Source organism: Tautonia sp. JC769, from assembly GCF_040717455.1.
Taxonomy (GTDB): domain Bacteria; phylum Planctomycetota; class Planctomycetia; order Isosphaerales; family Isosphaeraceae; genus Tautonia.
The window spans coordinates 25,231-47,560 of sequence record NZ_JBFEFH010000010.1 but is presented as its reverse complement, the minus strand read 5'-3'; the positions used below and the strand labels follow the sequence as shown (position 1 = coordinate 47,560).

Sequence of the window (22,330 nt, the reverse complement as noted above, 5' to 3'; positions counted from 1 at the left end):
CGGTCATCGGCTGGCTCGACGCGAATCGCTCCATGAAGCGAATGAAGGCCGGTTTCCCCCCACTCACTCATCCGGGCTGGAGAACTCGCTCAACGGCAGGTTGACCGGCCCCTGGCTGCGGGAGCTGCGGGCGACGGCCTCGGTGAATTGCATGTAGCGGGCGCCGGTGAGGAAGTCGGTCCGGGTGACGAGGCGTTCGCCCCGGATCGCGGCGATGAAGTCGGCCTCGACCTGCCAGCCGCCGCGCTCGGCCTCGGGGATGGCCACGGGGCGGAGCGGGTGGTTGAGGCGACCAACCTGAATTGCGTCTGTCTCCAGGTCGTAGAGGATCGACCCCCGGGAGCCGTACAGCTCGATCGACGTCCCGAGGTTGTGCCGGACCACCCCGCTCAGGCGATAAACCCCGATCGACTCGTCCTCGTGCGTCGTGAAGACCTGCACCGTGTCGGGCGAGCCGACGCGGGCCTTCTTGCCGGTCTCCGGGTCGGTCCGCGTCGGGATCGTGATCGCGGCGCGGGCCAGCACCTGCACCGGCGGGGGCGACCAGCGCAGGGCCGTCTCATGCAGAATTCCGAGGTTGAGCATGTTGAAGCCCGAGTACCTCGTGATCTGTCGCCAGTGCAGGGGGGTCGTGCGGCTGGCCCACTGGTCGGAGAGGCCGTGCACGTGCACCTCGCGGAGCGTCCCGAGCAGGCCGCGGTCGATCAGGCGCCTCACGAACGAATCCCCGGCCAGGCCGAGCGGGCTGGGCACGACCATCGCCGCCAGGTGCTTCGCCTCGCGCGAGCGGTCGAGCATCCGCTGCGCCTCGCGGGCGTTCATCGCCATGCGGGCCTGGGTCAGGACGTGCTTGCCCGCGTCGAGCGCCGCCAGCGTGATCGGGCAATGCAGATACGGCCACGTGCCGATGACGACCGCATCGATCGCGTCGTCCTCGACCAGGCTTTCCCACGACTCGTAGATCTGCGGGATGTCCCACTCCCGGGCCACCCGCGCCGACGACTCGCGGCGCCGGTTGCACACCCCGACCACCTTCACGCCCGGGATCGCCCTGAAGCCCGGCAGGTGCCGCCGCTGGGTGATCTGCCCGGCGCCGACGATCCCGATCCGAATCTGTCCGGCGGCCATGCCCGTCACCCTTCGATCCGATCCGCCCGAGATCGAACTCACCCTTCGCCCGGCGGGCCGTTCCCCCGAGGGTGCCCATCATACCCTGCCGGACCCCCGGCGCAACCCGCCTGCCGAGCCCGGGCCGTCCGATCGGTGGTCATTCATGAATGAGGGGCGTCATGGCCGGCCTCGCCCGGGGCGGTCGCCCCCGGTGCCTCGGGTTCGCAGTCGATCGCGAGCAGGCACCCCGGTTCGAGTCGCAGGGCCGGCGCCTCGTCCGGGCCCAGCACGAGCCGCCAGCCGCGTCCGCTCGCCTGCGGGGCCGTCTCGACCGCGTCGGCCATCGCGATCAGCAGGTCCGCGAGCATCCGGAACGATCGGGGCGTGCCCTCGATGCTGATCCGGTCTTCGGCGAAGCTCGGGGGCCCGTCCGGCCGAATCGCAAGCGAACCCTCGGGCGCCTGGGTGAGGATCTGAAGAACTCGGTCCATCAGCATTCGATCTCCGATGGGGACCTCCGGCCGGGGCGAGGGTCGGCGGTCCTGCGCGACGGGTGTTCGGTCTCGGGCCGGGCGGGGGGGACGGCCCGGACCGCCTTCGCCCGGCTCAGAAGCCGAAGTAGCCGCCGCCATACCCGTAGCCGTAGCCGTACGGGAAGCCGCCGTAGCCGATCCAGCTATAGGGATACGACGCGCCGTACGTGATCTGCCGGACGCCGACCGCGCCATACGGATACCCGCCGTACCCCCAGGGCGAGCCGATGCCCACCCCGTACGCAGGGTAGCCTAGGCCCCAGCCGCCGTAGCCGTAACCCGGGTAGCCGACGCCGCCGATGTTCAAGGAGAACGAGGTCGCCACCGGCAGGCCGAACCCGACGCTGCTGTAGCCGACGTTCCGCACGCCCAGGCCGCCGATCCCGAACCCGCCCAGGCCCCAGCCCGATCGGAAGCTGCGGGAGGCGTAGCGATTGACGCCGAAGCCCGGCCCGAAGTTCGAGCCGTAGAACCCGCCATAACGCGACAGGCCGACCGAGGTCCCCAGTCCTCCCACTCGGTTGGTCGCGAACGGAGACGCCAATGCCGGCTGATAGCGCATCCCGGTCCGGAGCCCGGTGATCGGATTGGCCCTCGGCCCGTACTGGGCGCTTGCCTCGCCGGCCGAGAGGCCCGCGAGGACAAGGCCCACGCCAAGACTCCGCAAGATCATTCGATTCATCGTATTCATGGGTGCCTCTCCAGGATGCGACCGGCCCGGTCCTCGTCTGAGCGTCGATCTCAAAACGGAATGGGCCGGCCCGGCGCTTCGATCCTTCTCCATTGTAGGGCTTCAATGAACCCCTTGGAGTCGCATTTTGCGTACCGAAGCATCGGGAGAGGCAACCCCGGAGCGATGCTCCGCGACTCAATCAGGCTCGTCGATCGGGCCTCCCGAGCCGGCCCCGGCCGGTTCCAGGGGGGGATCGTCTGATTCAGGAGCGTCGGCCGAGTCGGCCCCGGCAATCGCCTCGGGGGCGGGGGTTTCGCCAGAATCCTGGCGATAGACCAGGATCCGGTCGTGGACGAGGACGACCAGGTCGGTCCGGCCGTCGCCGTCCACGTCGCCGAGGGCCATCTCGCGGGGCTCGATCAGGTCGTCGAGGTTGCGGAATGACTTCTGCTCGAAGACCTGGAACGAGAGGCCGAGCGTCAGCTCGCCGTCGAGGAACGGGAGGATGTCGATGTAGTGGTTGATCGTGTCGGTCACGATGACGTCGGCCACGCCGTCGTTGTTCAGGTCGCCGGCGATCAGGTCGGCCAGGCGGCTGTCCTGGCGCTCGGTGGCGAAGCTGGCGAGCTGCTCCAGCCGACGCCCCCCCTCGCCGGTCAGGACGACGGCGAACTTGTCCGTGCCGCCGATCAAGAGGTCGTCCTTGCCGTCGCCGTCGAAGTCTCCCGTGTGCAGGCCGAGGAAGTCGATCGTGCCCACCGGCAGGGTCTGGCCCAGGCGGTAGGTCGCCCCGTCGTCCGGGCTCTCCAGGATCAGGAGCGACTTCGAGGTCCGGTCGAGCATCACGATCTCGGGCGAGCCCTCGCCGTCGAGCTCGATGGCCGCGGCGGCCTGGAGCTGCGCGGTCGTCCGGCCCGAGTTGAACTGCTCCCGGACCTCCCACTGGCCCGCGTCGTCCAGCGCGATGCTCCGGGCGAAGGTCCCCTGGGCGACCAGGATCGCCGCCTCGTCGTCGAGGGTCGAGCGCGTCAAGGCGCTCGGCGCCACCCCGGCGAGCGGGCCGGGGCGGCTCTCGCTCCGCACCGGAGCGGCCTCGGCCCCCTGGCCGAGCAAGAGGGCAGGGGGGGCATAGGGGTCGAAGATCAAGACGTCGAGCTTCCCGTCGCGATTCACGTCCAGCAGCCTGATGTCTCGGGGAGGTCCGGTCAGCCCCTCGACCGGCACGGCGTCGGTCGCTCCCCAGACGACGGGGACCAGGTCGCCCGCCTCAGACTGTTTCAGCGCCCGGAGCGTGAACACGTCCTTGTCATCGATTTTTTCACGAGCCACGTAAATCAGGTTCGGCCGGCCGTCGCCGGTCAGGTCGCCGAGGCTCAGGCCGATCGGGTCGCCGCCGAAGACGGGCAAGGGGGTCGGGAAGCCGAGGCGGCCGTCGACCATCCGGCTCATGCCGATCTGTTTTTCCTGTTCCGAGAGCACGAACAGCTCGTCCCGGCCGTCGCCGTCGAAGTCGGCCATCCGGAGCGCCGAGCCGCCGACGAGGCTCGGATAGGTCGAAACCGAGCCGAGCCCCGAATCAGGATCGTCCTGCAAGACGACGAAGACCTGGGCGTTCGTCGGGTCGCTCACCACCACGTCGGGCCGATCGTCGCCGTCGAGGTCCCCCACGGCCAACGCCCGGTTGCGGGTCGTGCCGGGGGGCAGCGGGTGGACGATCAGGCGTCCCCGGCGCTGCTCGTCCTCCGACGGGCCGTCGCGGAGCGTGTGGGCGACGGCCCGGCCGGTCTGCGATTCGATCGTCAGGACCTCGGCCCCGGATTCGCCGTCGAGGTCGCCATAAGCCACGGCCCTTGACTGCCCGATCTCGAACCGCTCCTCCGGGCCGAGCCGGCCGCCGGGCCTCGAGAAGCGGACCCGGATCGGGTACTCGTCCCCCCCGGAGAGCAACGCCAGGTCGTCGCCGCCGTCGCCGTCGATGTCCACCAGCTTCAACACGCCCGGCCTCGGCGCCGTGTGCGGCAGGCGATCGGGACGGCCGAGCGAGCCGTCGCCTTGCTGGAGAATGGTGATGATCTCCTGCGAGGTCATCAGGGCCAGGTCGAGCCGACCGTCCTGGTTCAGGTCGCCCAGGGCCAGGGCCGAGCCGCTCTCGGCGGCCGGGCCGGTCGGCACCCGTCGCGGCCGGCCGAACTGGGCGTCCCCCAGGTTGTAGAGGACGGTCAGGTCGGCCGGCTTGCCGTAGAAGGCCAGGTCGATCTTGCCGTCGCCGTCGAGGTCGCCGGCCTGGAGGCTGACGACTTCCTGGTTCACCGGGATGCTCTTGATCCGCATGCGCTGGGTGCTGGTGAGCCGATTGACGCCGAAACCGAACGCCCCGTCCTCGTCCGACGGCCCTTCGGTGGTCAGGAGCAGGTTGATCCGGCTCCGGGCGTTGTTGGCCACGGCGATGTCGTCCTGGCCGTCGCCGTCGAGGTCGGCGACCACCACCCCGCTGATCCTCGTGTCGAGCTTGTAGATTTCCAAAGGAAGAAAGCCGTAATACTCGGCCAGGCGAACCGGCTCCTGGCCCTGGGCCTCTGGGGTTCCGATCCCTCCTCCGGCTCCGAGCAACGCGACCAGGCAACCGCACGCGACACACCGGCGCAAGACGTCATCCATCAGATTGCGATCCTTCCCTCTCCGGAGGGGCAAGCTCGACCGAGGTCCCGTCCCCGGACTCCATGACCGGCGGGCTTCTCGTCCCGTCGAGCTTACGACTGCTCTCCCGGGACGACAAGCACCCCGAATCGCCTTCGGAGTTTGCCGACGAGGGGGATCGTGACGGCAAGGCGCCGAGCCTTCCTCCCCCCTCGACGCATCCATCACGCCGCGAGTCGAGAAATCGTCAGCTATGCTTGAAGCAACATTCCCGGACGTCCACGTCCGTGGCGAGCGTCGGCGAATCGATCACGACGGGCATGAGAGGTGCAAGGCCTTCCCGCCCGTCGAGCCGGCATCGATGATCGACGCTCCGCGGTCTTCCCGGGAACGGCCCTCGCTCGAACCTCGCACCAAGTTGAAGACATCCTGGAGTTTGCGTCATGTGGGGCATGGTCCGATCGCTCTCGATGAATGTCGCGGTGGCGGCCATGCCGGGCCTCGTGCGCAAGGCGACCCTGCGGCCGTTGGGCGTCGGGGCCGTGGGCGATAGTTACACCGACGAGTACCGTTTTTACGAACCCGACCGCGCCACCGCCCTGAGCTGGGTCGAGATCCTGGCCCTGACCCGATCCTTGAATTTCGGCCACTTCTCGCTCGACGACCTCGGCCCCCCGCGGCACCGCGGCTTCTCCTACAACTGGGCCCAGAGCGGCGCGACCTCCGACGACGCCCTGACGACCGGCCAGCACCTCGGCCTGGCCGAGCAGATCGGCGACGGCCTGGTCGACCTGGCCTTCGTCTTCCTCGGCGGGAACGACTTCATCGAGGCGGCCGACCCCGACCGCCCCTGGGTCGACGCCGCCGAGGTCGGCCGACGGGCCTCGGCCAACCTCGAAACGATCGTCTCCACCCTGCTCGACGCATCTCCCTCGGTCCGGGTCGTCCTGGCCACCGTCCCCGGCCTGCGGGGGCTCCCCGAGATCCGGCACGAGCTGGCCGTCGGCACCATCGACCCCCGGCGGCTCGACGCCCTCGCCGTCGCCCAGCGGCGCTTCAACGCCTCGCTCCGCGCCCTCGTCCGCCGATCGCCCCGCGTCGGCCTGGCCGACCTGGAGTTCGAGGCCCGCGTGGCCGAGGCCGTGATGCCCCGCTTCGTCACCGTCGGCGGCCGGCGGCTCGACCGCCTCGTCCCCGGCAATGGCAACGGCCACCTGTTCCTGGCCGACGGCCGCCACATCGGCACGATCGGCCAGGGCCTGATCGCCCAGCGCCTCGTCCGCGCCGCCTTCGTCCACTTCGGCTTCGGCATCCCCCCACTCTCTCACCGCGAGATCGTCTCCCTCGCCGACAGCCTCGCCCCGACCGCCGAGACCGAGCTGACCCTCGCCCGGCCCGACTGAGCGACCGACGCCGGATCACCCCGACTCAGCGGCCCGGGCCCTGCGTGCACCCCGCCTCGGCGGGCCCGGTCGGACGCCATCGGCCTCGGAGCCTCGCCCGCGGGGCCGCGTGCCGGTCCGCCGGGGGCGGTCGACCTCCCCGCACGAAACTTTTTCGAGATTTGTCAAGGCAGGGCCCTTGATTCCGGGGAGGCGTACGGCTTATCATGCCGTCCTTGTGAAACTGAGTCTCAATTGCATTGATTGCCCCGGTCGGCAGCGGGGCGAGGTGTTCCCGAGGCAATCCGGCCCAACCCCGTGGCCTCCGCCCTGCGTGAAGGAAAGAGAAGAGAATCGTAATGCGACTGCGTCTCAATGCCGGCCGGCGGCCGGGCTTCACCCTGATCGAGTTGCTCGTCGTCATCGCCGTCATCGGCGTCCTGATCGCCCTGCTGCTGCCGGCCGTGCAGGCCGCCCGCGAGGCGGCGAGGCGGGTCCAGTGCACGAATAACCTGAAGCAGCTCGGCCTGGCCTTGCACAACTACGAGAGCGCGCTCGGGGCCGTGGCCCCGGGCCGGATCCTGATCGAGTACGCGCCGGGCCAGTACACGGTCAACGGCGTCCTGACGATGGTCATGCCCTTCATCGAGGAGGCGAACCTGGAGGGGGCCTACAACTACGACGTCGGCTACGACCACCTGAGCAACCAGACGGCGACGACCACGCAGGTGGCCTCCTACGTCTGCCCCTCGACGCCCGAGGGGACCCGGTCGCTGGAGATGGTCAACATCTTCGGGGCGCTGCAGACGCCCGGCGGCCGGGCGGCGGTGACCGACTATTACGCCGTCCGCAACCTGAGGAACGGCGCCGGCGAGCCGGTCGTCGGCTTCTTCGGCCTGCCCAATCCGACCTTCCAGCAGGTCCGCGACGGGCTCTCCAACACCTTCTGGTTCATCGAGATGGGGGGCAAGCCGACCTTCTACCTGCGATCCGGGGCCCAGCCGACGGCCCCGCTCGACTTCAACTGGTACGGCCCCTGGGCCGGCAACAACGGCCTGGCGCTGAATACCTACACCGCCGACGGCCGGCTGCGGCCCGGGCCCTGCACGATGAATTGCAGCAACGAGTTCCAGCCGTATGCCTTCCACCCCGGCGGCGCGAACTTCTCGTTCGCCGACGGCTCGGTCCGGTTCATCAAGGAGACGATCCAGCCCGACCTGTTCCGGGCCCTCGGCTCCCCCCTGGGCGGGGAGGTCGTCGATGCCTTCTGATCGGCCCCGATCATCGGTCGCCTTCGCCGGCCTGGTCGCGCTTGGCCTGATTGGCTGCAGCCGGGAGACCGACGGCGAGGCCCGCCCGCCCCTCGTCCCCGCCGAGGGCCGGGCCACGGTCGAGGGGGCCCCGGCGATCGGGGCCCGGGTCATGCTGCACCCGACCGACCCCGAGCTGGTCGGGCTCGGCCTGTTCCCCCACGGCACCGTCGACGACTCCGGGGCCTTCGTCCTCTCGACCTACGAGCAGGCCGACGGCGCGCCCGCCGGCCGGTACCGGGTGACCGTCACCTGGCCCGATCTCGACTACCGGCCGAGGTCCCCCCTGGAACGCGAGGAGCTGGCGCTCGGCGGGTCGCCCCCCGACCGCCTCCGGGGCCGCTATGCCGACCCCGACCTGTCGGGGCTCGAACTGACGATCGAGGGCGACGGCTCGTCTCCGCAGGCCCTTCCCCCCATCGAGCTGCCCTGACCGTTGATCCCCCATCGCCGGAGGGGCGGATCCCGCCGGTCTCGGGGCCCGGGCCCCCGGGAGCCCCCCCGATCCGCCCGGCATCGTCCCGCTCGGCCCTGACCCCTCGCGTCCCGTCCCGTCCCGTCCCGGTCCAGGACGAGGACGGCGCCCTCGACGATCGAACAAGGGAACGCCCCGCCATGTCCTGGAAGTCCCGATTCCGGAGCCTTCACCGCTGGTTCGCCCTCGCCGCGAGCCTGCCCCTGATCGTGGTGTCGGTGACGGGCGCCCTGCTCGTCTTCCCGGAGCAGACCCGCCGGATCGTCTCGGGGGACCCGCCGGGCCTGGTGTCGGAGGGGCCTTACCTCGCGCCGACGACCTTGATCGCCGCCATCGAGGCCGAGCTGCCCGAGGGGGATCGGATCGTCCGGATGCACTACCCGGCCCACCCCGGCGACCTGATGACGGTCAACACCGAGGGGCACCTCGTCCGGATCGACCCCCGCACGGCCACCGTCCATCGGGTCTCGGTCGCCGAACGCGACCCGGTCGTCCTACTGTCGAAGATCCACGTCAACCTGCTGGCCGGGACGGCGGGGGAATGGGTCGTCGGGCTCTCGGCGATTGCCTTGATGGTGCTTTGCGCCTCGGGCCTGAGGCTCTGGTGGCCGGTCGGGCGATGGTCGAGGAGCCTGGTGACGATCACGCTCGACCGGGGGTGGAAGCGGGCGAATTACGACCTGCACCGGGTCCCGGGGATCGCCTTCGGGGCCTTGCTGCTCGTCATCACGATGACCGGCGCGACGATGGCCTTCTGGGGCGTCTTCGCGCCGATCGCCTACGCGATCACCCTCTCCCGGCCGGCCCCGGAGCCGGCCCCCGGCCCCCCGGCGGTCGCCACACCGACCACCGACCGCACGATGCGCTCCGCTGACGAGATCCTCGACCTCGCGATGCAACGCCACCCCGGCCTCGAACCCCGACGGCTCTACCTGCCGACCGGCCCGGAGACCCCCTACCGCGTCTTCCTCGACCCGCCGGGCGAGCACGAGCTGCGGATCAACGAGATCCGGATGAACATCGACCCGTTCACCGGCGCGGTCCTGATCGAGGAGATCCCCGCCGAGCAGCCGCGCGGCGATCGGCTGCTCCGCTGGGTCATCCCGCTGCACTTCGGCACCTTCGGGGGCCTGCCGACGAAGCTGCTCTACCTGCCCGCGACCCTCTCCCCGGTCCTCCTCGCCGCCACCGGGACCCTCCTCTGGCGGAACCGGACCCGGAGCCGCCGGCGTGCCCGCCTGGTCGACGCGCGGTCGGCGTCGCCGTCGCAGTCGCCTGCGCTGATGGAACGCGCCCTGTCGGGGCCGTGACCCCTCCGTCCGGGGGCGACCAGGCGGGCCAGGGCCGTCCCCTTTGACCGAAGACGACGCGGGAGCCGGGCCCTCGGTTTCCCAATCGCACCCTCTCGGGGCTCTGGCTTGTCGGGTCGGGGGGGGATTTCCTACAATCCCTAGCGAGGACGCCAAGGCGTGAGGCTCGTGTCAATCGCGCTGGGTTCAGGGGATTGACGCGGCGAGGGGCCGTTGGCCTTTGCCGGATCGCGATCCCGGGAGATCAAGAGCGGCGCCGATGGCCGATCCGAAGAACATCGTCATCCTGGGCTCGACCGGGTCGATCGGCCGCAGCACGCTCGACGTGCTCGAGCACGACGAAGGCCGTCGTCTCCGCGCCGCCGGCCTGGCCGCGCATTCGAGCTGGCAACGCCTGATCGAGCAGGCCCGGCGCCACCGACCCCGGTGGGTCGCCCTGACCGACCCCGCCTCGGCCGCGCAGGTCGACGGGCAGCTCCGCGGGACCGACACGCAGCTCTGGACCGGCCGCGACGGCCTGGTCCGGATGGTCCAGCAGGCCGAGGTCGACACGGTCGTCTCGGCGATCGTCGGCGCCGCCGGGCTGGAAAGCACCTGGGCCGCCCTGGAGGCCGGCAAGGCCGTCGCCCTGGCGAACAAGGAAACGTTGGTCGTCGGCGGCTCGCTCATCACCGAGCTGGCCCGCGAGCGCAACGCCCCGCTCTTGCCGGTCGACAGCGAGCACTCGGCCATCTTCCAGTGCCTGCGATCCGGCACCCCCCGCGAGGTCCGCCGCGTCATCCTCACCTCCTCCGGCGGCCCCTTCCGCGGCAAGACGCGCAAGGACCTCGAAGGCGTCACCCCCGAGCAGGCCCTCAGGCACCCGACCTGGCAGATGGGGCCGAAGATCACGATCGACTCGGCGACCTTGATGAACAAGGCGCTCGAAGTGATCGAGGCCCGCTGGCTGTTCGACCTGGCCCCCGATCAGATCGAGGTCGTCGTCCACCCCGAGAGCGTCGTGCACTCGATGGTCGAGTTCGTCGACGGCAGCGTCATCGCCCAGCTCTCGCCGCCCGACATGCGCCTGCCGATCCAGTACGCCCTGAACTACCCCGACCGAGTCGACGGCCCGAGCCCCCGGCTCGACCTGGCCCGCTCGTGGGACCTGCACTTCGAGCCCCCCGACCGCGAGACGTTCCCCTGCCTGGAACTCGGCTTCGAGGTCATGCGACGCGGCGGGACCGCCGGCGCGGCCTTGAACGCGGCGAACGAGGCGGCCGTCGGCCGCTTCCTCGGCGGCTCGCTCGCGTTTCTCGACATCCCCCGCGCCTGCCGGGCGGCGCTGGAGCATCACGACTATGACCCGAGGCCCTCGCTCCAGACGTTGGAGCGGGTCGATGCCTGGGCCCGTCAGGAGGTCGCGCGTTGGGTACCTTGATCTTCGTCTGGACCGTCATCAAGGCGATCCTGGGCATCTCCTTCGTCATCTTCTGGCACGAGCTGGGCCACTTCCTCCTGGCGAAGTGGAACGGCGTCTACGTCAAGACCTTCTCCATCGGGTTCCCGCCCCGGCTGGTCCGCCTCTTCCGCTACAAGGAGACCGACTACGTCCTCGGCTCCGTGCCCCTCGGCGGCTACGTCCACATGCTCGGCGAGGACGAGGGCCAGACCGAGCCCCCGCCCGAGGCCGAAAGCGAGACCGACGCCGAAGGCCAGCCCCGCTCGAACATCGAGCCGTCCCTGGCCAATCACCCCGGCGCGTTTTTCAACAAGTCGGTCTGGGCCCGCATGGCGATCATCTCGGCCGGCGTGGTCATGAACGTGCTGCTCGGCGTCGCCTGCTTCGCCATCGTCTACCTCGTCGGCGGCCGCCTGCAGGCCCCGGCGATCGTCGGCGGCGTCGGCGCCGGCGGCCCCGCCTACCGCGCCGGGTTGAAGACCGGGGACGTCGTGCAGTCGATCGACGGCGAGCGCGTCACCTTCGAGGATCTCAACCGCATCGTCATCCACAGCGGGCCCGATCAGGTCCTCCGCTTCGTGGTCGAGCGGCCCGGCTCGCCCGACCCGATCGAGCTGCCCATCCGCCCCGAGCGCGACGCCCTGGAAGAGGTCCCCAAGATCCGGGTCGCCTTGCCCCGATCGCTGGAGCTGTTCGAACAGGATCCCTTCGTCGCTCCTCCCGGCATGATCGGCTCGCCCGAGGGGCAGTTCGGCCCCGGCGATCGGATCGTGCAGGCCGGGCCCGTCGACGGCGACCTGCAAGACCTCCGCACCCCTTACGAGCTGGATGCCCTCCTCGACCGGTACCGCGACCAGCCCGTCCGGATCGTCGTCGAACGCGGCGCCCCATCCTCCGCTCCGGCCAATGCCGACGACGACGCCGAGCTTGCCCCCGCAACCTCCTCCAGCCGAGAGGCGATCGTCCTGCCCCCGGTCCGCTTCATCGACTTCGGCTTCAGGCTCCAGGCCGGGCCGATCGTCGCGCTCCGGGCCGGCTCGCCGGCCGAGCAGGCGGGCCTGGAGCCGGGAGACGTGATCGTCGCCCTCGACGGCGACCGCGAGATCGACCCCATGCGCCTGCCCTCCCTGGCCGCCGACCGGGTGGGCGAGTCGATCGAGCTGACCGTGCTCCGCGACGGCGAGGAGATGAGCCTGACCGTCGAGCCGACCGAGGGCGAATCCTGGGCGCCGGCCATCTCGCCCGACTCCCCCCTGAACATCGACACCCTCGGCCTGGCCTTCCGCGTCGATCCGACCGTCGTCGCCGTCCGAGACGACTCCCCCGCCGCCAAGGCCGGCCTGAAAGCCGGCGACGAGCTGACCGGCCTCCGCTTCACCTGGCAGCCGCGCGACGACGAGCCCGAGCCCCGCGTCGAGGAGCTGACCTTCGGCCCCGGCAGCTCCTGGGTCTACGCGTTCGACTGGGCCCAGCGGTATCCCGCGCAGTCGATCGAGCTGAAGGTCGCCGGCCGCGATCAGCCCGTGCCGATCGCCCCCGAGGCGGTCGACGTCTGGTACTTCCCCTCCCGGGGCCTGCAACTGCAGCTCGACGTGGCTCCCATCCCGCCGCTCAGCCTCGCCGACTCGCTCCGGCGGGCCGGCAACGAGACGCTCGGCGTGATCACCTCCTTCTACACCCTTTTGCAGCGCCTGGCCGAGGGGCAGGTCGGCACCAAGGGGCTCTCCGGGCCGATCCGGATCGCCAAGGCGATGTACGACTTCGCCGGGGTGAACTTCATCGAGTTCCTCTACTTCATCGGCTTCATCAGCATCAACCTCGCCGTGGTCAACTTCCTGCCCATCCCCCCGCTCGACGGCGGCCGGATGGTCTTCCTCATCGGCGAGGCCGTCCGCGGCCGCCCCTTGCCCGACTCCTGGCAAGCCCTGCCGACCTACCTCGGCATCTTCTTCCTGCTCGCCCTGATGGTCTTCGTCCTCATCCAGGACACCCTGCTGACCTTCTTCTGATCCGGCCCCCCCGGGCCGTTTCCGATCGCTTGGAACGCCCCCGATCGGGTCGTTCTCCGATTTCCGCCCCCGCCCCCTCTCCCGCCTCGCATGCGGCGAGAGGGCCGGGGGAGTGGGACCGTCCAAATTGCAACGCTTGGCGATCCGGCCAACCGCCCCCTCACCCGGCCTTCGGCCACCCTCTCCCCCGAAGGGGGCGAGGGTCGGAGTTTGTCCCCTCTCCCCGAGGTCGGGGAGAGGGTTGGAGGTGAGGGGGCTCCGTCCGGGTCGCAAGGCCCGGTGCATGCTTCGTGCGGGCCTTCTCCTTCCCCTTCTGCTCCTCTCCGCCGAATCGGGGAATCAAAAGGGTGACTCCGTCCACCCGAATCCCAACAACTCTGACGGGAAGCGTAACGACTCCTGCTCCCCCCCCTCCACGGAGGCAATGCTTCGTGTTCTTGGGGTGCCCTTGGTTGCTCGCCAACCAGGGTCGCGCAGCGACGAGAGGCATCGGTGCGGCCCTTCGTAGCCTCGTGCGGCTGCGCTGCCTGGGTGGGCGAGCAACCGAGACCATCCAGAACGCATCAATCGTGGGTCAAAGCGGTCCTACGAGACAAACGCCTGTCGGAGCTTCCGGAGGCGTTTCGCAGAGGAACGAACCCCTGGCCGGCTCAGGGGAAACCCGGGAAGGCCCGTCGCAGCCGCTCGATCACCTCGGCGCTCGGCGATCGGGGCGTGTTGCCCGGGGTGGCCGGCGTGGGGGGATCGGGGATGCGGTTCAGGTCGGGGCCGAGGTTCGCGGCCGGGCCGTTCGGGTCGAGGCGGACGTCGTCGGGGGCGAGCGTCAGGGGATCGGCCTCCGGTCCCCGGCGAGAACGGAAGCCGACGTCGCCGTGGCGGGCATCGGCCTCGGTCCGGCCCAGCGAGAGGGCCCATTCGTCCCGGTCGAGCACCACCGGCAGCGTGCCAGGCTGCGCCGTCTGATCGCGACGGTACTCGTCGATCCGGTGGTAGGCGACCTCCCGGCTCTCGACGATCCGGATGCGGTCGCTCAGGTCGTCCAGCTCCCCTTGCCCCTCGACCCGGAACAAGGCCCCGCCGTCGGGGCCGGTGGCGAGGATCGATTGCCGGGCCGTGAGTTCCACCCGGGGCAGCGCCGGCTGATCGGCCGAGCTGGAGAGCCGGACGATCCCCCCGCGGGCCACCACCGTCGCCCTCCGCAACGAGACGACCAGGCGGGCCTCGGCCGGGGCATCAGCCCCCGGTCCCGAACCCGACCCCAGTCCCGGTCCCGCCGATCGGCCATGGCCGGCCACCAGGCTCCCGCCGCACGAGGCCACGACGTTCGAAAGCTGCAGCTCGTCGAGCTGGGCCTCGGGGGCCACGTCGACCAGGTCGCCGGCGCTCCGGATCAGGCTGTCGACCATCCGCAGGTTCGCGGGGAAGCTCCGGCCCTCCTTCGGCGAGGGGAGGATGCCCGGCATCCGGCTGAAGCCGGGGTCCATGGGCGATTCGGGCCGACGATCGGCGAGCAACCGCACCACGGCCGCCCCGTCGGCCGGCCCGGCGATCGTCACCGAGCAATCGACCAGTTCGAGCGTGGCATCCGGGTCGAGGCCGAAGGCCGCCCGAGGGCCCTGGTCCGATCCGACCACCGATTCGCCGTCGAGCACCAGGTCGATGCCCCGGAGCTGCAGCTCCGCCTGGGGGACGACCCGCAGCAGGAACGACCAGCCGTCCGCGTCGGCCGCCCCCGGTTCCGCCGCCCTGAGCCGGAGCACCGGCCGGCCGGGGCCCGGCTCGGCCACGATCTCGACGATCCCCGAACCCGAGAGCGCCCGGCCGGGCAGGTCGATCCGAGCATCGGAGGCGAGCCTGAGCACCCCCCCCTTCGGGCCAAGCCGCCCCAGCCGCCCCAGGAACTGCGACCCGGTCCGGATGACCGGCTCGCCCGCCTCGTCCGACCGCGCCGGCTCGTCCGCCTCGTCCTCCCGCCCGGGATCGACCGGCAACGACGGCCGGGGGACGTCGGCCGCCCGCGCCGCCTCGGCCCGATCCGCCGCGTCGGGCGCCGGACCCTCCGGGGGCCCGAACAGCGGGAAGACGATCGGAGGCGCCTCTCCCTCGACCGGTTCGCTCGGCCGGGGGCGCGACCGGGGCGCGGTCGCCACCCGGGGCGGCTCGTCGGGCGCCTCGGGCATCAGGACCATCGGCCCCGGGGTCATCGGGTCGGTGTCGAACCCCGTGATCCGGGCCGGGTTGGCGACCGCGTTCGCGGGGGGCTGGGCCGTCGTTGTCGCCGTCGCCGGGTCTCCGCCGGCGGGCACGATCGGCTCGATCGCCCCCGAGACGCTCCGGCGGGCGCCCACGAGCGTCGACCCCGGGCCCGGGCGTGTCCGGTCGGCCGGGAAGACCCCCGCGACCGTCGGCCGGAACGCCTGCGAGGCGGACATCCCCCGCATCAGCGAGGCGACCGGGTCCGACTCGGCCCAGACGTGCTCGGTCGTGAACCGCGACCGGGCCTCGGCCGTCGACGCCCCCCGCGCCCAGGTCTCGAACTCGAACACGCGAGGCCGGCCCTTGGGGTCGCCCGTCGGCCAGAGGAAGATCCCGATCCGAGCATAAAGATTCCCGAACCCCATCCAGTGCAGGCGGTCAGGGTCGTCGATCGCCACCAGGGTCGGCGGGCCGGCCGCGAAGCGGTCCAGCGTCTGGGTGGGGGCGAAGAGCGAGTCCGACACCTCGACCCGGGCCGAGGTGGCCGCGAACCGGAGGATCGGGTCGGCACCGGCAAGCATGCTCACATGGTCGAGCATCAATCGGGCCGGCACGGGCTGGCCGGCCTGCGGGGCCGGCTCGACCTCGGTCCCGAAGTCGAACGAGAAGGCGTTCGGGCTGGGCGGGGCGTTGTTGAACCAGACGGCCGGCCCCCGGGCCGCGACCAGGCAATCGCGCAGCCCCAGGGTCATCAGGCCCCGGGACGAGATCCCGACCGTGCCGCCGGCCACGGTGCAGGTCTCCAGCACCACCGGCATGGCCGCCGGCACCGGGTCGCCGCTGTTCAGGGCCGCGGGGCTGGGGCCGATCAACTCCAGGGCCGCCGGCTGGCCCGAGCCCCGGAAGGTGCATCGGCTCAGGGTCAGGGCCGTCCCCTCGGCCTGGATCGCCGGGCCGGTCGAGGCGGTCCCCGAGCCGAGCTGGAACGTCAGGCCCTCGATCGTCACCCGCCCCCCCGCGAAATGCAGCAGGGGCCGGGCCGCGGACGAGTACCCGTTGGTCGCCGCCGCCTCGACCACCGGCCGGGCGCCGTCGGCCGCCCGGATCGTGACCTCGGCCCGGATCGGGGCGTCGCCCTCGCCGGCCGGGGCCAGCCGGTACGGGCCGTCATCGGCCAGCACGATCGTCGAGCCGGGCGGCTCGGACCGGAGCACCGTCCGCAGGTCCTCGTCCGATCGGACCCGCCGCTCGCGCGTCTCGCCCGCCGGGCGAGCCGGGCCGGTCGCCTCGTCCGGCCGGGTCGGGACCGCCGAGGGGGAGCGGTCCGGCGCCGGGGCCGAGCCCGAGCCCTGGGCCGACCCGTCCGGGCCGGCCGGGGGCGCCGAGGAGCCGTCGCCCTCGCCTCCCACCGGCGGCGGCGAGGGCGACGGCGGGCTCGACAGCGACGACGACGCGACCGAGTCGATCAGCTCATCGGGCGTCATCGCCAGGTTCGTCTGGCCCGGAGGCTCCTGCCCGACCCAGATCAAGGCCCCGACGACCAGCAGCAGGACCGCCGCCGGCAACCCCCAGAAGAGGTGCCGCTCCCAGCCCGGGGCCTTGGGCGCCGCGTTCATCCAGACCAGACCCTCGGGGCTGATCGACCGCAGGCCAAGCGCCCCGGCCAGGGTCAGCAGATCCCTCACCAGTTGCTCGGGCGTCTGGTACCGCCGGTCCGGGTCCTTCGCCATCAGCTTCAGGACGATCGTCGCCAGGTCCGACGGCACCGCCGGGTTCAGGACCCGGACGTCGGGCGCCGGCTCCTCCCGGTGGCTCAAGAGCTTCTGCAGCACCGTGCCGCCCGGGAACGGCGGCTGGCCCGTCAGCATGTGGTAGATCGTGCATCCGAGCGAATACAGGTCGCTCCGCACGTCGACCGACCGGGGGTCGCGGGCCTGCTCGGGGCTGATATAATCAAAAGTGCCGAGCGTCATGTTGCTCTGGGTCAGGCCCTCGTCGGCCCCCTCGCGCTCGAAGCGGCGGGCCAGGCCCATGTCCACCAGCTTCGCCCGCCCGTGCGGCGTGACGATGATGTTCGACGGCTTGATGTCCCGGTGCACCACCCCGCGTTCCGAGGCATGCACCAGCGCCCCGGCGATCTGGAGCGTGAAGTTGATCGCCTCGGCCACCGGCAAGGGCCCGCGCTGCTCGACCCGCTGGCGGATCGTCGTGCCGTCGATATATTCGAATGCGATGTAATGCAGCGACTTGTCCTGGCCGATCGTGAACACCCGCGCGATGTTCTCGTGATCGAGCCGGGCCGCCGCCCGCCCCTCCTGGTAGAACCGGCGGACGTTCTCCGCCTCGTGCGACTGCCCCGGGGGCAACACCTTCAAGGCCACGAACCGGTCGAGCCGCACGTCGAGCGCCCGGAAGACGGCCCCCATCCCCCCCACGCCGATCGCCTGCTGGATCTCGAACGAGTCCAGCCGATCGCCGTTCGACGGCAGGCCCACCTCCATCGGCCCCCGGCCCAGGCCCCCGCCGGAGCCGGAACCGACCACCAGCCGAGAGCCCGACCCCATCGCCAGGCCCGATCCCGATCCCGAGCCCGACACGTGCGCCAGGCCCGAACCCGAGCCGCCCGAGGGCCCGCGGCGCACGGTGGGCGTCTCGTCGGCCGACAGGTCGGACCCGGTCCCCGCCCCCTCGGGAGACGGGCCGGCCGGCCAACTCCCGGTCGCCGACGGCGAGGCTTCAGGTTTCAGGGGGTCTGGAATTCGATCCTGCATCGGGCCGTCTCGCTGTGGCAAGCGGATCGGGTCGAGGGCGGCTCATTCGGTATGGTCGCAATCCCTTGCGCCCACGATGCGACGGGCGACGCGAACGCTTGACGAGACGGGCGGTACGGACTATCGGCGCGTCGGAGCCCGACGGTAAACTCTAGGAAGGTGGACGAGAGGTGTCAACCTCCGTCAGGCCCAACCGCGCCGGCCCGGGCCGCCCGAGAGCCCGCGACCGCACCCCCGGTCGCCCGAGGCCCCCCGGGGCGGCCGCCGGTCCGCTCGTGCGAGCGGCCTCGGATCCCCGCATTTCGGATCGGCCCGGCCCGACCGGCCCGACCGATCCGGCCCGGGATTCGCACCGTGTCCCTCCCCGAGGCTCGAGGCCCCGGCAAGCTCGCCGGGGCCTCGACGCGAGCCCGTCTTGCCCGAGGGAGCTTGTCCGATGAACTTCAAGCAGAACATGCTCGTCGCCACGATCCTGAGCATCCTGACCATCGTCTTCTTCGTGGTCGCGTCCCCGCTCGTCCCGGTCGCTTCCACCGACATCTGGATCGTCATCGCGCTGATCACCGCGGCCGGCGCCGCCGTCTTCTGGATCGCCTCGTTGCAAACCCGGGGCGTCGAGGAAACCGGCTCGACCGACCTCTGACCGACCGCAATCACCCCTGATCGATCCCTCCCCCCTCGGGACGGCCAGGTCGATCCCGGCTGTCCCGATCGCGTTCCGTTTCCGCCCTGTCCTCGTTGGTCGACACATCCTCTCCATCTCTCCGAATCGCCGCGTTTCCCGCTCGTTCGCTCGACCGCTCCGTATGCTTCGTCGCCCCCTCCCGCTCCCTTGACGCTCGATCGGCCCCCCTCCATCATGGCGGTCGCCGTGTCGTGGTCGGCGCCCGCGGGGAGGGAGGACGGGAGGGCCGTCCCCTTCGAACACGCCCCGACCTGCCCCGATGGCTGCACACTCGTTCGCTCCTCCGGGTACCGAGGCGCGTGCCATGGCTCATCTTCCTGATTCGCGCCCGATCGACGACGACGATCCGTCCGGCCTGACCGACCGCGACCTCTCCGAACCGATCCGTCGAGAACTCGGCCCGGTCCCCCTGACCATCCTCGGCGAGACCGCCTCCCGTGCCCAGCTTGAGTTGGCCCCCGGCGATATCGTCTGGGCGTGCAGGGGGGCGATCATGGCCTATCACGACGGCTCGCGCTGGGGGCGCCGCGTTTGTGGGGGCACCTTCAAGCGATCCCTGGACGACGAGGGGGCCTCACTTACCTCCTTCGAGGCCGACCGCCCCGGCACCATCCTGCTCGCGGCCGGTGATCGCGGTCGCATCGCCATCTGGGATCTTGCTCATGGCCCGATCATCGCGGCCCGAGATTCGATCCTTGGCGCCTGGGGCAATCCGATCGAGATCACAGTCGCCTACCGCTCGGATGCGGCCTCTCTCAGCGACACGGGGCTGGTCCTGTACAGGATTTCCGGAAGCGGCCAGGTCCTGATTCACGGGAGGCACGACTTCGACGAACGCGAGCTTGCCCGGGGTCAGTCCATGCGCCACATCTCCGGTAGCCTCGCCGCGTTCTCCGGCTCCATCGCCTACGGCGTCCGGAAGTTCGGCGGTCGCGCCAGGGAGCCGTTCGGCAAAGGCTTGTTCAGGATTCACCTCGCCGGCCCCGGCCGCGTCCTGCTCCACACCCGCAGACGCCGGGTGCTCCTGCACCCCCCCTCCGGCTGAGTCCCGCCCGTTGCCCGTCAACGCCGGGGGCATGCCTTCGGTCCCACATCCCTTCACGTAATCCGCCCGAGAGTCGTTCGGGCGTGTCGGGCGTCGCGAAGCTCGGCCCCTGCCGGATGTCGCCGGGCGACCCGACGGCACAGCCGATCACGCCGGACGAATCGTCGGGGCCCGTCGATCCCCGGCGGTCGCTCGTTCCCTTGCGAATGTTGATGGGATACGATCGCTCCTTTCGACCCCCACTCGTTACCGGATGGAGGAAGCCGTCCCATGCGACCCGCCCTTGCTTTGCTCGTCCCGATGCTTCTCCTCCCGCCCTTCGCGGCGGGCCAGGATCGCGACACCAAGGTCCGCAACGACCGCCAGTCGTTCGGGACCTCGGACGACTGGATTTACAACGACCTCGACGCCGGTATCGAGGCCGCCCGGGCCTCGGGCAAGCCCCTGATGGTCGTCTTCCGCTGCATCCCCTGCGAGGCCTGCCAGGAGTTCGACGACGACGTCGCCCGCCGCGACCCGATCATCCGAGACCTGCTCGACCGCTTCGTCTGCGTCCGGATCGTCCAGGCGAACGACATCGACCTGACCCGCTTCCAGTTCGACTTCGACCAGTCGTTCGCCGTCATTTTGATGAACCCCGACTCCACCCTCTACGGCCGCTTCGGCACCCGATCCGATCGCCCCGAGTCCGAGGACATCTCCCTCTCCGGCCTCCGCAAGGCCATGGAAGCCGCCCTGCAATTGCACGAGGATTACCCCGCCGTCAAGGATTTACTCGCCGGCAAGCAGCCCCGCCCGATCCGCTTCGCCAACCCCCGCGAGTACCCCAGCCTCGCCGGCCGCTACGAGACCCGCCTCGACTACGCCGGCGAGGTCGCCCGCAGTTGCATGCACTGCCACCAGGTCCGCGAGGCCGAGCGCCTCGTCTTCCGGACCGCCGGCGAGCCGATCCCCGACCAGGTCCTCTACCCCTATCCCGACCCGTCCGTCCTCGGCCTGAAGCTCGACCCGACCGAGAAGGCGACCATCGAAACCCTCGCCGCCGACTCCATCGCCGACCGCGCCGGCCTCCGCGTCGGCGACGCCATCGCCGCCCTCGACGGCCAGCCGCTCCTCTCGATCGCAGACCTCCAGTGGGTACTCCACCACACCCCCGACTCCGCCCAACTGCCCGCCCAGGTCCTCCGCGACGGCCAGCCGATCGACCTGACCCTCGACCTCCCCGAAGGCTGGCGCCGCGGCGACATCTCCTGGCGCGTCACCACCTGGGAACTCCGCCGCATGGCCCTCGGCGGCATGGTCCTCGACGACCTCCCCGACGCCGACCGCTCCGCCGCCGGCCTCCCCCTCGACACCCTCGCCCTCCGCGTCCGCCGCGTCGGCGAATACGGCGAGCACGCCACCGCCAAGCGCACCGGCCTCCGCGCCGGCGACATCATCACCTCCTTCAACGGCCTCACCGACCGCCTCTCCGAATCCTCCCTCCTCGCCCACACCCTCCAGCACTCCCGCCCCGGCGACTCCGCCCCCCTCACCCTCCTCCGCGACGGCGAGGAACTCCGGCTCACCCTCCCGCTCCAGTAACCGATCGAACATGGAGCGTCGGGCGGCGACGGGTGGCCGGGGCAAAGCGTAGCGTGCCCCGGCGCCGTGCCTGACGCCGCTCGAGCGGGGCACGCTGCGCTTTGCCCCGGCCACGCACGAATCTCGGGTGCCCCGGACGACGCCCCGTCGTCCGGGCGGGGCAGGCCGCTTCCTTCGAGTGCAGAAGCGGTCGTCGAGCGAGTCGGATGCGTTCGCTTGTGGAATTGACCTTTGGTCGCCCGGGCGCCCCGCCGTCGGTCGGCTCAGGCCCGCGACCGCCATCGGCGGGCGATCGCCCCGCCGACCAGCACCAGCCCGATCCCGAGCGAGACGAGGCTCGACGGCTCGGGGATCACCCCCGCCTTCACCCGGAGGGCGGGCATGGGCTGCCGGTCGTTGACCGAGAACGGGGCGTCCCCGGAGGTGAACGCATGCGGCGTCAGCTGGCCGAACTCGCCGAGTTCGTTCAGGTGCCAGATGAACTGGTTCGAGGTCGGCGTCGACGCGATCAGCCAGTATTGCGTGTTCGCCGCGAGCCTCGGCCGAAGGACGGAGGAGGCCGAAATCACGCTCGGGGAGGCCGCCTGGCTCACCACGTCGAGGAACAGGAACGATTCCAGGACGGCTCCGGGAGTGCCCCCGCCGTCCTCCCGCAGCTCGATGACCAGCTCATTCGGCCGCCGGGACACCCGGCTGAACACCGTCTCGAAGCCGCTGAAGAACAATCCCGGCGTGTCGGGCGTCACGAAGCTCGGGCCCTGGCGGATGTTGCTGGACGTCCCGATGGTCCAGCCGACCGCGTTGAACGAATTGTCGGGGCCCAGGGTGTCGACGAGGATCACCTCGGCGCGGGCCGAGTTTGCCAGCACGAGGGCCGCGGCCAGCACCACCGGCGAGAGCGTTCGGATCGGGTTCATACAAGGTTCATTCCTTGCTGGAGATACCCCTCCCCGATGACGACCCCCCCAGAGGAAGACCCTCCGTCATGGGCGGCCGGCGAGACGTGTCGGGGGGAGTCCTGGACGAAGCATGGATGAACGTAGCGAGGCGGCAAACCCTCATCAAGCCCCTCACGGTCTGGGTGCCGCGAATGTTGCATTGATGCAACGTTCGGCCGGGCGGACACAAGCCGGTGACCCTGCCCACGATCACTCGGGCAGGCCTGTTGG

Annotated in this window: 15 protein-coding genes; 9 read left to right on the top strand and 6 right to left on the bottom strand. The window is 71.0% G+C overall.

Going from position 1 to position 22,330, the window contains the following annotated elements:
• Positions 1–63: 63 nt before the first annotated feature.
• From AB1L88_RS12120 to AB1L88_RS12105, 4 genes are all read right to left on the bottom strand, one after another.
• Complete coding sequence (locus AB1L88_RS12120; RefSeq protein WP_367096921.1) at positions 64–1,128, bottom strand: Gfo/Idh/MocA family oxidoreductase; 1,065 nt, start codon at positions 1,126–1,128, stop codon at positions 64–66.
• A 143-nt stretch (positions 1,129–1,271) separates the two neighbouring features.
• Positions 1,272–1,601, bottom strand: coding sequence for a hypothetical protein (locus AB1L88_RS12115; RefSeq protein ID WP_367096920.1), 330 nt, complete (start codon positions 1,599–1,601; stop codon positions 1,272–1,274).
• Positions 1,602–1,716: 115 nt separating this feature from the next.
• Positions 1,717–2,295: a hypothetical protein gene (locus AB1L88_RS12110; RefSeq protein ID WP_367096919.1), complete on the bottom strand. Its 579-nt coding sequence runs from the start codon at positions 2,293–2,295 to the stop codon at positions 1,717–1,719.
• Between the two features lie 216 nt (positions 2,296–2,511).
• The gene (locus tag AB1L88_RS12105; protein WP_367096918.1) at positions 2,512–4,974 is read right to left on the bottom strand and encodes a VCBS repeat-containing protein; all 2,463 of its coding nucleotides are present in this window, start codon (positions 4,972–4,974) and stop codon (positions 2,512–2,514) included.
• Positions 4,975–5,396: 422 nt separating this feature from the next.
• Here AB1L88_RS12105 and AB1L88_RS12100 point away from each other — a divergent pair, with 422 nt between their 5' ends.
• The 6 genes from AB1L88_RS12100 (at position 5,397) to AB1L88_RS12075 (ending at position 12,880) form a co-directional block, all read left to right on the top strand.
• Positions 5,397–6,356 (top strand): GDSL-type esterase/lipase family protein, encoded by a 960-nt coding sequence (locus tag AB1L88_RS12100; protein ID WP_367096917.1) that lies wholly within the window; start codon positions 5,397–5,399, stop codon positions 6,354–6,356.
• A 338-nt stretch (positions 6,357–6,694) separates the two neighbouring features.
• A complete protein-coding gene (locus AB1L88_RS12095; RefSeq protein ID WP_367096916.1) occupies positions 6,695–7,606 on the top strand; it encodes a DUF1559 domain-containing protein in 912 nt (303 codons plus the stop codon).
• Entirely contained in the window at positions 7,596–8,078 is a 483-nt protein-coding gene (locus AB1L88_RS12090; protein WP_367096915.1) for a carboxypeptidase regulatory-like domain-containing protein, read from the top strand. The genes AB1L88_RS12095 and AB1L88_RS12090 overlap by 11 nt, the downstream gene beginning before the upstream one ends.
• Positions 8,079–8,260: 182 nt before the next feature.
• Positions 8,261–9,430, top strand: a complete 1,170-nt coding sequence (locus AB1L88_RS12085; protein ID WP_367096914.1) for a PepSY-associated TM helix domain-containing protein — start codon at positions 8,261–8,263, stop codon at positions 9,428–9,430.
• Between the two features lie 259 nt (positions 9,431–9,689).
• Complete coding sequence (locus AB1L88_RS12080) at positions 9,690–10,850, top strand: 1-deoxy-D-xylulose-5-phosphate reductoisomerase (protein WP_367096913.1); 1,161 nt, start codon at positions 9,690–9,692, stop codon at positions 10,848–10,850.
• Positions 10,838–12,880: a site-2 protease family protein gene (locus AB1L88_RS12075; protein WP_367096912.1), complete on the top strand. Its 2,043-nt coding sequence runs from the start codon at positions 10,838–10,840 to the stop codon at positions 12,878–12,880. Before AB1L88_RS12080 ends, AB1L88_RS12075 begins: the two co-directional genes overlap by 13 nt.
• 650 nt (positions 12,881–13,530) lie before the next feature.
• Here AB1L88_RS12075 and AB1L88_RS12070 read toward each other — a convergent pair.
• The gene (locus AB1L88_RS12070; RefSeq protein WP_367096911.1) at positions 13,531–17,847 is read right to left on the bottom strand and encodes a protein kinase; all 4,317 of its coding nucleotides are present in this window, start codon (positions 17,845–17,847) and stop codon (positions 13,531–13,533) included.
• A 436-nt stretch (positions 17,848–18,283) separates the two neighbouring features.
• Between AB1L88_RS12070 and AB1L88_RS12065 the strand changes: the two genes are divergently transcribed.
• The 3 genes from AB1L88_RS12065 (at position 18,284) to AB1L88_RS12055 (ending at position 21,161) form a co-directional block, all read left to right on the top strand.
• Positions 18,284–18,490 (top strand): hypothetical protein, encoded by a 207-nt coding sequence (locus AB1L88_RS12065; RefSeq protein WP_367096910.1) that lies wholly within the window; start codon positions 18,284–18,286, stop codon positions 18,488–18,490.
• Between the two features lie 346 nt (positions 18,491–18,836).
• Complete coding sequence (locus AB1L88_RS12060) at positions 18,837–19,577, top strand: AIM24 family protein (protein WP_367096909.1); 741 nt, start codon at positions 18,837–18,839, stop codon at positions 19,575–19,577.
• A 270-nt stretch (positions 19,578–19,847) separates the two neighbouring features.
• Positions 19,848–21,161 carry a Trx7/PDZ domain-containing (seleno)protein gene (locus tag AB1L88_RS12055; protein ID WP_367096908.1) on the top strand — a complete coding sequence of 438 codons (1,314 nt, stop codon included), beginning with the start codon at positions 19,848–19,850 and terminating at the stop codon, positions 21,159–21,161.
• A gap of 263 nt (positions 21,162–21,424) precedes the next feature.
• Here the strand turns inward: AB1L88_RS12055 and AB1L88_RS12050 are convergent, their stop codons facing one another.
• Positions 21,425–22,078 carry a choice-of-anchor R domain-containing protein gene (locus AB1L88_RS12050; RefSeq protein WP_367096907.1) on the bottom strand — a complete coding sequence of 218 codons (654 nt, stop codon included), beginning with the start codon at positions 22,076–22,078 and terminating at the stop codon, positions 21,425–21,427.
• Positions 22,079–22,330 lie beyond the last annotated feature (252 nt).